Here is a 10,370-nt window from a genome sequence, read left to right as displayed (position 1 = left end):
TTTGAAAATATTAAAACCTCAAATCCAATCGGTGTAGGGGTTTCAGGGATATTTTACCGAAAATATCATAAAGGGAGCGGTAGAGCCATATTAATAATATCTTCATATATTTCTGCTATTTCTAGAATCAAGCCATTTCAATGGGTCAAAAATATCTGTGGTTAAATATATAAATACAAATGTAGCGCCAGGTATTTTTTGCTGAATATTGGGTATAAACTAGAAAAATACAGTCTTTTAAACTTGAAGTTAAAGTGATATAAATTCCACTTCAAAACTCATTTTCCAAATTACCCCACATTACAGTTATTACCTGGACGCTGCTTGTTAGACGTTCTTTTTCTGGGTATCACGCCAAACTTCGGTCATCCTTCCCCAGTTAGTGCTAAATTCATCAAAACCTAGAAAAGTTCCCGGTGTTTCTTCATCCCAAGAAGCAGAAAGAACACCATAGGTAATTCCCACCACACCTAACCCAAACAATCCCATATTCACTAATAAAACGGCGATAGGCGGAAGTTGGATATCAGCCAAGGTAACTAATAGATAGCTAACTATCAAACTAGTAATCCCTAAAGCTGTGGGAATACCGCAAAAACCAGCCACTCTGCGAATCATTCGCTGGCTGACTACTTCAGGAATCGCCATTTCTTGTTTAGAATAACGACGTTGCTGTTGCGGTTTTTCCTGGGGTGCTTGGGTTTTAATGACGGACTTAGTTACAGTCTTAGCGGGTTTGGGACGCTTTTTGTTTGGCTCAAAAGGCAATGGACTACGTTCCGATTCTTCAGCAGCCATAAGAATTAGTTCCTAACCGCGAATACCAAGACGAGTAATTAAAGCTTTATATTTTTCTTGACTACCTGCTTGGATATAAGCCAGAAGACTCTTTCTTTGACCAATCATCTTCAACAGTCCTCTGCGGGAGGAATGGTCTTTTTTGTTAGCTTGCAAATGTTGACTGAGCTTGTTAATGCGGTCAGTTAGCATGGCAATTTGAACATCAGCCGAACCGGTGTCGGTTTCATGAACTTGGAAGCCAGAAATTATTTCTTGTTTGCGCTGTTGAGTCAGAGCCATGATCGCTTAAATTGTGATTATTTTTAAATTTGTGTAGCCGTTTCCTATAATATCACACCCATCCATTGCTGTGGCAAATTTCTCTAGAACTCTTGAGATACACAAATAACGTAGTTAAACCTTGGTCAAACAGCGTTAATTGCTTATAATTCGCTCTCTGATTGACCTTACTCGTAAGTTTGCTTTTATTTTTTGACAAAATGTAACTTATATGGATAGAGAATAGGGGTAGTATTACGAGCTTAATATCAAGTTAATACGTAAATATAAATAAAATTTGATGGTAAATTCGTTTCGATAAGAATCAATAAAATGGGTTGAAGTGCAGGTGCAATTCATGGATTACGCCTGCATTTTTTCGTTAAATTCCAAATCAAAAAGCCTTCGCTTAGTGAGTTTTTTGATGATTAGTCAAAACCTAGTAGATCAAAAATTTCGCGATCCTTGAGGGGTTGAGCATACAAGGGTGTCGCATCTTCAAGCATCCCTTTCGCCAGCTTGAGATATTCTTGCTGTACTTCCAGAACCTCAGGATCAGGCTCCATTTCAAACACAGTACATTTTTTCAAACGACTGCGGCGAATTGCGTCAACGGTGCGGAAATGCGCCAAGGTTTTCAAGCCAACGCGATCGTTAAACTTGTCAATTTGATCGGTTCCTTCGCTACGGTTAGCGATGATCCCACCTAGACGAACCTTATAATTCTTCGCTTTTGATTGAATCGCCGCAACAATCCGATTCATGGCAAAGATGGAATCAAAATCGTTGGCAGTAACAATCAAGCAGTAATGGGCGTGTTGCAAAGGAGCGGCAAAACCACCACAAACTACGTCACCGAGAACATCAAAAATCACAACATCGGTGTCTTCGAGCAAGTGATGTTCTTTGAGCAGCTTCACGGTTTGACCTGTGACATAGCCACCACAGCCAGTACCTGCGGGAGGTCCGCCAGCTTCAATACACATTACGCCGTTATAACCTTCAAACATGAAGTCATCGGTTTGCAACTCTTCGGAATGGAAGTCAACGGTTTCGAGAACATCGATGACCGTGGGAACCATTCTTTTGGTGAGTGTAAAGGTGCTGTCATGCTTAGGATCGCAACCAATTTGCAATACCCGTTTACCGAGGTGCGAGAATGCTGCGGATAGATTGGAGGATGTTGTCGATTTACCGATACCGCCTTTGCCATAAACGGCGATAACTAAAGCACCTTCAATTACCATTGATGGATCTTGGAATACCTGAACGCTACCTTCTGATTCTTCGCATTTGGTAACTGATGGTGGATGTGTTGTTAAAACTGCCAAAATAGACTCCTAATATAAATAATTTTCTTGCTCCCCCTCTCCCTATGGGAGAGGGGGCTGGGGGGTGAGGGTTTTACTTGCCGATCGCTGCTTTTGCTTCGTAGAGAGTTTCTGAAGTAATCGAGGTGATCCCGCGATCGCTTGCAAATTTCTCGGTATTGCGCTTGATTTTGCCGCGAACAAAGAAGGGAATTTTCTTTAACTCGGCTTCACCGTCCGCACTCCAAGAGACTCCCTCAAGTGCTTCCGCTAGGGGCGTGAGAACAACTTGATCGGAATTATCCGCGAGAGTATTAGTGAGATTACTGATAGAGGCGATCGCCTGTTCGGGATATCTGGACTCTAGGGCGCGTGACTCTTGCGATGGGGCAGTATGCAGATGGCTCATGTGACCTTCGGCAAACTCGAAGTCTTCCTTGAACATGCCAATTAAATGTTCTTCTAGACCCATCATCAAGGGATGTACCCAGCTATCAAAAATCACATTCGCACCTTCCCAACCCATTTGGGGTGAGTAACGCGCAGGCACATCTTGAACGTGAATCGGTGCAGAAATTACCGCGCAAGGGATACCCAAGCGTTTGGCAATATGTCGTTCCATCTGAGTGCCAAGCACTAGTTCTGGAGCAGCTTCAGCAACCTTGGCTTCGACAGCTAAATAGTCATCACTAATCACGGCTTCGAGTCCATGCTTCTTGGCAACTTCGCGTACTTCCCGCGCAAATTCACGGCTATAGGTTCCAATCCCGACAAGGGTAAAGCCTAATTCTTCCGTAGCAATTCTGGCGGCGGCGAGAGCGTGGGTGGCATCACCAAAGATGAAAACGCGCTTACCTGTTAAATAGGTAGAGTCAACTGATCGCGAATACCAAGGCAGTCGAGAAGCATTAGGATTAGCGGCGGTAGAAATACGCGCTGCATCCCAATTGCCGAGGGTGTCAGACTGCGATCGCGCTAGAGCGTCACTCACATCAATATCGGCAACCTTGCCAATTTCGGCAATGAAATCACGGGTTGCACCGACACCAATGGGAACGGTCTTGATCACAGGCTGTCCGAAACTACGGGTGAGCCAAGTACAAGTTGTCAGGGCAATTTCGGGATAGAGGCAAATATTAAAATCCGCATCAGGAATCCGCTTCAAGTCATCAGGAGTCGATCCCATCGGGGCGATCACATTCACATCTACGCCGATCTCAGCAAGTAATTTCACGACTTCGCGAATATCGTCACGACAACGGAATCCTAGCGCTGTGGGACCAATGATGTTCGCTTTAGGACGAATCTGGGGATCGCGTTTAGGTCTTGGTGTATTCGGTGGCGGAACCACAGGTAATAGTAGCGTGCGGACTAGGTGATACAGCGTTTCACTAGCGCCCCAATTTTCCTTTTTGGAATAGGCAGGTAATTCCAAACTCACGACTGGGATCGGCAATCCCATGCTCTTTGCTAATGAGCCTGGTTGATCTTGAATCAGTTCGGCAGTACAGCTTTCACCAACGAGCATCACTTGTGGCTTAAAGCGATCGTAGGCATCTTTAACAGAAGTCTTAACCATTTCGGCAGTATCACCGCCAAGATCGCGAGCCTGAAAAGTCGTATAGGTGACAGGTGGACGGCGATCGCGTCTTTCGATCATCGTAAATAGTAAGTCAGCATAGGTGTCGCCCTGTGGCGCATGAAGCACATAATGTACTCCTTCCATTGCTGTCGCGATTCGCATTGCCCCGACATGGGGAGGACCTTCGTAAGTCCAGAGAGTTAGTTCCATAGGTTATACTGAACACGGTTTAATTATTTGATTCTATAGGGTTTAGTAGTGCTAAACCCCTGCACATCTAGGGTTTTTGTGATTCTCTAAAAGTCCATATTTTAGCCGTGGTTAGTATATGTCAATTTGACACTCTCAGGGCTAAAGCCGCTGAGATTCTTTGATCAAAGACATGACTTGCTCAGACAGGATTACTCCAACCTGAGTAGAGGACTCATCTCCTAAAGCGTTACTCATGTCTAGCATGAAGGTTTCGGTATGCCCTACCGTACCCAATCCCCGACGAAGGATATTTCTAGCTGCATTTTCATCTCTATCCATGACACAACCACACTGACAAACGTGGGTGCGAGTAGATAGAGTTTTCTTCACAATTTCACTGCAACTAGAGCATTCTTGGCTCGTGTATTGCGGATTAACCGCAACTGTGAGCTTCTTGAACACCTGACCAAAGTATTCCAGCCAGACACGAAACTGATACCAAGATGCGTCGTTAATAGACTTAGCTAAACAATGATTTTTCACCAAATTTTTAATTCTCAAATCTTCATAAGCTATCAAGTCGTTAGACTGAACTACGCACCGTGCTAACTTCACAGCATGGTCTTTACGTTGCCTACTTATTTTGAGATGGCGTTTTCCTAAAATCTGTCTAGCTTTGCCCCTATTTTTTGAACCTTTTACCTTTCTGGAAACACGACGTTGCGAACGTTTAAGAACCTTTTCTCCAATCCGGAGAAATTTGGGATTCTCAATCATTACGCCCTCAGAATCGGTGTAGTATTCTTTCAAACCTACATCCAACCCAATTGTATTTCCTGATAGTGCTATATCTTCTTGACGGTTGACATTAATACAAAATTGAACATAAATACCGTCCGCACGTTTTACCAATCTTACCCGTTTAATTTGGTTAATTTGGTAAAAATGCAGATCACGAGTTCCTTTAAGTTTTAATCGCCCAATCCCTTTTTTATCGGTGAAGGTGATAAACTTACGGTCATCGGTTAGTTTCCAGCCAGAAGTTTTGTATTCGACAGAACGACAATCTTTCTGGAATTGAGGAAAGCCCTTTTTATCGAAAACCCCTTTTTTGCAATTATCATAAAACCGAGAGATAGAAAACCATGCTCGTTCTGCACTGGCTTGTCTTGCCATTGAATTGAGTTCATTTGCAAAGGGGAATTTAGCAGCAAGTACGGCACAATATTTGTTTAAATCATTTTTGCCTGTGTTTTTCACATCTATCCATAGCCGAATACAGCTATTGCGAATAAACTGTGCAGTCCGAATTGCATCACCTACTGCTTTTATTTGCGCTGACTTCCCGTAAGCTTTAAACTCAAAAACAAGCATCTTTTTCCCTCCCATTTTGATGCTACTCTGTCTAAAATAAAATAGCAAGCCCAGTAGAAAGATGACTGCGACTAAAGTCGCAGGAGTCGCTTATATCTCAGCCCTAAAGGGACTGAGTTTTACGCTTACCCAGTTATTTTATAAAAAAATCAATAAGAATATAGAGTGCTTCGCGCTCTATTTCTTAGACTGTTAATCTTCTACGTCTCTCAAGCGGACGCGCAAACAACTCGGCTAAATCGGCGGCTTGGTCGTAACCGTGAATCGGTGAAAATACCAACTCGATTGACCATTTTGTCGCCATCCCTTCAGCTTCGAGAGGATTGGCTAGGCCAAGCCCACAGACTGTGATATCGGGTTTCGCCTCACGACAGCGATCGAGTTGCTTTTCCACATCCTGACCTTCTGATAAAGCTGTCCCAACTGGCAACAGGTTAATTTCGCTATCCATCAATAGGCGATCGATATAGGGTGTGCCAACCTCAACTAGCTCCATGCCACATTCCCTCGATAAGAAACGGGCTAAGGGAATCTCCAGTTGTGAATCTGGGAATAGGAAAGCCTTGCGACCTGTCAGGGCTTGACGATAGCGATCTAGCGCAACTTTGCCACGACTAGCGGCGGGGGCGATGGCCTGTTCAAATTTATCGTTATCAACATTGAAAGCATCGGCGGCGGTTTTTAACCAAGCAGTCGTCCCTTCGATCCCAAAGGGATAAGGCGATGGTAATAATGTCCCACCACGCGAAATCAGCGATCGCACGGTATCGCTTAAAAATGGTTGGGCTAATAATAATTTCGTACCTTTGCCGATCGGTGGCAAATCAGCAGCACGGCGCGGCGGGAAGAAATAAACCGGACCCATCCCCATTTTGTCAAAAAGTCTTTGGAACTGGTCTTCTACGACATCTGCGAGGCTACCAACTATCATCAGGCTTGGCTCATCGCTGCGGGGCAGTACGGGAACCATCGATCCCAAACAGGCATCTTCGCCTTGGGTAAAGGTGGTTTCGATGCCACTACCTGAATAATTAAGAATCCGAACTTTAGGAAAAAATCTCTGGCTGAGTCGTTCCGCAGCTTTGGCAAGATCGAGCTTAATTACTTCAGAGGGACATGATCCCACTAAAAATAATGTGCCAATGTCAGGGCGGCGCTCTAGTAACTGATCAACAACACGGTCTAATTCGTCATTAGCATCCGCGAGTCCTGCCAAATCCCGTTCACCGAGAATGGCTGTACCAAATCTTGGCTCCGCAAAAATCATTACGCCAGCCGCAGATTGGATTAAATGGGCGCAGGTACGCGATCCCACCACCAGAAAAAAAGCATCCTGCATTTTGCGGTGCAGCCAGACAATACCTGTCAAGCCACAAAATACTTCTCTCTGTCCTCGTTCTTTGAGTACGGGGATATCAGCGATAGCTTTGGGACTATATGTTTGAGTAGGAACTTCCGTGCAAGGCTCTAGAGCCATGTTTTGCTCTCCTTTGGGGCTTAAATCCCTAATGTTTCGTTTTTATACCCGCCCTAGGTTTTGCAGGGCTGATTCATGTGATGGTTGGGGAAATGGGCGATAGCGAACGCATTGCGTCCCGGAGGGAACTAGCGCGACCTAGGAATCGCATGGCGATCGATAAGTTAGTTGTCTTTACTATATTGACTAAAACCTAGAGATGGGGCAAAAAGTTGCAAAGGTTTACAGGAGTATAAGGATCTGCAATTTCTTTTGAGGCGACCATAAGTAAATATATTTAGGGAATACAAGCTAATAATCGTCAGATCATTCTGCGGTTGTCTTGGGGTGATCACCAAATTGTTTGTAAACTTGTTCTGGGGTTAGGTATTTCATCTTGGGGTTAAATACGATTAACCTCAGTATACTACGTTATTTCGAGATTAGAGAGTTAGACACTCTCAGGGCTTAACAATAGTAATTAAATTAAATCCTTTCATTTTTCAACTTTTCTCTACCGACCAGAGAGAAATTTGACCAGCCATACACTGAGCCAGCCTAAGAGAGCATACACGATAATTGCAATTAGGACATTGACATCAAAAACATTCGCTCCACCTCCAGCAACAGGACTAATTAACAAGGTGGAAAATGGCGCAATGAAGGGATCAGAAAGATTGTAAATAAACTGGGCAAAAGTATTTTGCGTATTTGCCCCGGAAAAACGCAGAAAGAAGCGCAACATCAGCAGGATTTCCAGCATTCCCACTAGCAGGTAAATGCTATTGATAATCCAGGCAAATATAGATCTCCGTTTGCCAGATTCAAGTCGTCCCTCTTCCTGTTGCAGTCGGAAAGTTTCTTCTTCACTACGAAGTTCTTGCCTTCGCGCAGAATTGCTTCGTTCATGAGGATTTCTATTCATAAATTTGGGATTTTTATTAATATGGCTATAACTTCAGTGCTTGTATTCAAACCTCAGATACAGCCTTGCATCCTCAAAAATTAGACTATGCGGCGACCAATTAGTAAATTGTAAACTATTCCAATTAGAGCTAAAACTAAAAGCAGATGAATTAAGCTACCCCCGACATGAACCGATAATCCTAACAGCCAGAGGACAAAGAGTACAACAGCAGCCGTCCAAATTAGATTAATCATATTTGCCTTTTATATAGTGTGTTACTACAGAAGTCTTTGGTTATGCAAATATCTTATCTGAACATGATTAAATCTCAATCCTCAAGAAGAGATAGTCCAACAGAAAGAGAACAAATTTAATAGACATCGACCGAATTTAAATATGCGTATCCTAAAACCCTTGTAGAGACGTTCCATGGAACGTCTCTACATTATTTTCTGGAGATATCCAATCTAATATTACTCCGGTGATTTGAGAGCTTGATCTAAAACTTGTCTAGCTTGTTCTGCTTTTCCCCTCGCTTCCTGGTAACGCAGATTAGCTTGAGCAAAATTTTTGAGAACTTTAAAACCTTCTTTAAGATGGGTTATTTCTTCCTCGGTGACAGATTTATCGGAAAACAGCACATCAATGGCTTGACGAATTTCTAAGGCTTCAGTGCGTGATTCTTGGACTTTTAACTTCAAGGAAGCTAAATTACTGAGAATTTGCACTGCTTGGGTAATCTCATCTTCACGGCTAGAAGTATCTGTAGTTGGTTCTTTCACCTCAATTAATTGTTGCGGACCAAATCCTTCTTCTAGTTCCGTTGGTAATTCACCAGCTTCCATGAGTTCCATTAGTTGATCCATGGCTTTATCACGGGCTTTAGCGGAATCTTTACCAGGAACAGTAAGGATAAGTTCCGGGCTTTGAGCGAGACTGTACTGAACCATAGGTGTATATATAAATCCTAGCTAATTTGTGAAAAGTATGATTGCAATTAAGAATCGCAAAGAAAAGAAATTTCGCTTCAATTATACTGAATAAAGGTAAACCAAAATATAACAAAATGGCAAATTTATGACTCCCAATCCCGCCATTATGCTTTCTGTGGAACAACTGGGCTACCGAGTCACAGTTGGTGATGTAGCCACCCAGATAGGATTAAATATAGCTGAAGTCAATCAAAGTTTATTAGCCCTTGCTGCTGACGCTGGGGGACATTTACAGGTTGCAGAATCAGGTGATGTTGTTTACCAATTTCCCCAAAATTTTCGGGATATTATCCGCAATAAATACTTGCAAATCCGATTGCAGGAATGGTGGAAAAAAGTTTGGTCTGTGCTATTTTACCTAATTCGGATTTCCTTTGGCATTCTTTTAGTTACTTCTATCGTTCTGATTCTTGTGACTATCACTATAATCATGACTGCTAGTTCAGATCGGGATAATGACAATCGCAGTAATAATTCTAGAGGTTTTAATTTCTTTTTCTTTCCAGATTTATTCTGGTATTTTAGCCCAAATCATCGTGATAGCTACCAAGAACGACGGAGGGAACGGGGTGAAAATAATGAAATGAATTTTTTTGAAGCTGTGTTTTCATTTCTCTTTGGTGATGGTGATCCTAACGCCAATTTGGAAGAACGTCGCTGGGAAGAAATTGGGGCTGTGATTAGTAATAATCAAGGTGCAGTAGCAGCAGAACAAATTGCTCCATATTTAGATGATATTGGCGCAAAATATCAACAAGAATATGAGGATTATATGCTGCCTGTGCTGGTAAGATTTAATGGAATGCCCCAGGTAAGTTCTGACGGGCAAATAGTTTATTATTTCCCAGAATTACAGGTAAGAGCAAGTAAAAAACAGCGGCGCTCAATATCTGAATATTTGCATGAATTTTCCTGGAAGTTTAGTTCTGCCAGTTCTGGACAACTTATGCTCAGTGCTGGTTTGGGAGGAGTGAATTTTGTTGGGGCTTTAATCCTGGGTAATTTATTGAAAAATGGCACAATTGCGACTCAAATTGGGGGATTAGTCGCTTTTGTCCAAGGAATTTATGGACTTCTATTAGCTTATGGTATTGGTTTTTTAGCTATTCCTTTAATCCGGTATTTTTGGATTAAACGACGCAATGATCAGGTTTCTACTCGCAATCTTCAACGTCAAGAACGAGCTAGATTATTAGCAGGTGCAGATGATTCTTTGCAGAAAAAGATCGCTTTTGCTCGTGAATTTGCCACAGAAAAAGTTATTGGTAAAGAAGATTCTGTTTATTCTACAGAAACAGATTTGTTAGAACAGGAATTTCAGAATAAGCAAATAGGTGATTAGTCAGTTGTCAGTTGTCAGTTGTCAGTTGTCAGTTGTTAGTTGTCATTGGGAAAATTCTTTCTCCCCCCCTACTTCCCCTACTTCCCCTACTTCCCCTACTTCCCCTACTTCCCCTACTTCCCCTACTTCCCCTACTTCCCCTACTTCCCCTACTTC

At 42.7% G+C, this 10,370-nt stretch carries 10 protein-coding genes; 1 reads left to right on the top strand and 9 read right to left on the bottom strand.

Annotated elements, in window-relative coordinates; genetic code table 11:
- Positions 1-327: 327 nt before the first annotated feature.
- The 9 genes from AN490_RS08010 to AN490_RS07970 form a co-directional block, all read right to left on the bottom strand.
- Positions 328-798 (bottom strand): PAM68 family protein, encoded by a 471-nt coding sequence (locus AN490_RS08010; RefSeq protein WP_168633414.1) that lies wholly within the window; start codon positions 796-798, stop codon positions 328-330.
- Positions 799-810: 12 nt separating this feature from the next.
- Positions 811-1,080 (bottom strand): 30S ribosomal protein S15, encoded by a 270-nt coding sequence (gene rpsO, locus AN490_RS08005; RefSeq protein WP_015079606.1) that lies wholly within the window; start codon positions 1,078-1,080, stop codon positions 811-813.
- 407 nt (positions 1,081-1,487) lie between these two features.
- Entirely contained in the window at positions 1,488-2,390 is a 903-nt protein-coding gene (bchL, locus tag AN490_RS08000) for a ferredoxin:protochlorophyllide reductase (ATP-dependent) iron-sulfur ATP-binding protein (RefSeq protein WP_213717845.1), read from the bottom strand.
- Positions 2,391-2,463: 73 nt separating this feature from the next.
- Positions 2,464-4,161, bottom strand: coding sequence for a ferredoxin:protochlorophyllide reductase (ATP-dependent) subunit B (bchB, locus tag AN490_RS07995; protein WP_300001522.1), 1,698 nt, complete (start codon positions 4,159-4,161; stop codon positions 2,464-2,466).
- A gap of 141 nt (positions 4,162-4,302) precedes the next feature.
- Positions 4,303-5,517 carry a transposase gene (locus AN490_RS07990; protein ID WP_300001520.1) on the bottom strand — a complete coding sequence of 405 codons (1,215 nt, stop codon included), beginning with the start codon at positions 5,515-5,517 and terminating at the stop codon, positions 4,303-4,305.
- A 184-nt stretch (positions 5,518-5,701) separates the two neighbouring features.
- Positions 5,702-6,994 (bottom strand): ferredoxin:protochlorophyllide reductase (ATP-dependent) subunit N, encoded by a 1,293-nt coding sequence (locus AN490_RS07985; RefSeq protein WP_300001518.1) that lies wholly within the window; start codon positions 6,992-6,994, stop codon positions 5,702-5,704.
- A gap of 493 nt (positions 6,995-7,487) precedes the next feature.
- The gene (locus AN490_RS07980) at positions 7,488-7,898 is read right to left on the bottom strand and encodes a YggT family protein (RefSeq protein ID WP_213717614.1); all 411 of its coding nucleotides are present in this window, start codon (positions 7,896-7,898) and stop codon (positions 7,488-7,490) included.
- A gap of 80 nt (positions 7,899-7,978) precedes the next feature.
- A complete protein-coding gene (locus AN490_RS07975) occupies positions 7,979-8,134 on the bottom strand; it encodes a lmo0937 family membrane protein (protein WP_300001516.1) in 156 nt (51 codons plus the stop codon).
- A gap of 219 nt (positions 8,135-8,353) precedes the next feature.
- Positions 8,354-8,830, bottom strand: coding sequence for a hypothetical protein (locus AN490_RS07970; protein WP_053539918.1), 477 nt, complete (start codon positions 8,828-8,830; stop codon positions 8,354-8,356).
- 127 nt (positions 8,831-8,957) lie between these two features.
- Here AN490_RS07970 and AN490_RS07965 point away from each other — a divergent pair, with 127 nt between their 5' ends.
- Positions 8,958-10,214 (top strand): hypothetical protein, encoded by a 1,257-nt coding sequence (locus AN490_RS07965; protein WP_300001512.1) that lies wholly within the window; start codon positions 8,958-8,960, stop codon positions 10,212-10,214.
- Positions 10,215-10,370: the final 156 nt, after the last annotated feature.

The sequence above is a fragment of the Anabaena sp. AL09 genome, assembly GCF_001672255.1.
Lineage (GTDB): Bacteria > Cyanobacteriota > Cyanobacteriia > Cyanobacteriales > Nostocaceae > Dolichospermum > Dolichospermum lemmermannii.
Note: the sequence above shows the minus strand (reverse complement) of the source record. Positions and strands in the feature narration are given on the sequence as shown.

Coding starts and splice junctions, on each gene's coding strand:
- AN490_RS07985 (WP_300001518.1), bottom strand. CDS start 6,994: ATGGCTCTAGAGCCTTGCACGGAAGTTCCTACTCAAACATATAGTCCC.
- AN490_RS07970 (WP_053539918.1), bottom strand. CDS start 8,830: ATGGTTCAGTACAGTCTCGCTCAAAGCCCGGAACTTATCCTTACTGTT.
- AN490_RS07975 (WP_300001516.1), bottom strand. CDS start 8,134: ATGATTAATCTAATTTGGACGGCTGCTGTTGTACTCTTTGTCCTCTGG.
- AN490_RS07980 (WP_213717614.1), bottom strand. CDS start 7,898: ATGAATAGAAATCCTCATGAACGAAGCAATTCTGCGCGAAGGCAAGAA.
- rpsO (WP_015079606.1), bottom strand. CDS start 1,080: ATGGCTCTGACTCAACAGCGCAAACAAGAAATAATTTCTGGCTTCCAA.
- AN490_RS07990 (WP_300001520.1), bottom strand. CDS start 5,517: ATGCTTGTTTTTGAGTTTAAAGCTTACGGGAAGTCAGCGCAAATAAAA.
- bchB (WP_300001522.1), bottom strand. CDS start 4,161: ATGGAACTAACTCTCTGGACTTACGAAGGTCCTCCCCATGTCGGGGCA.
- AN490_RS07965 (WP_300001512.1), top strand. CDS start 8,958: ATGACTCCCAATCCCGCCATTATGCTTTCTGTGGAACAACTGGGCTAC.
- AN490_RS08010 (WP_168633414.1), bottom strand. CDS start 798: ATGGCTGCTGAAGAATCGGAACGTAGTCCATTGCCTTTTGAGCCAAAC.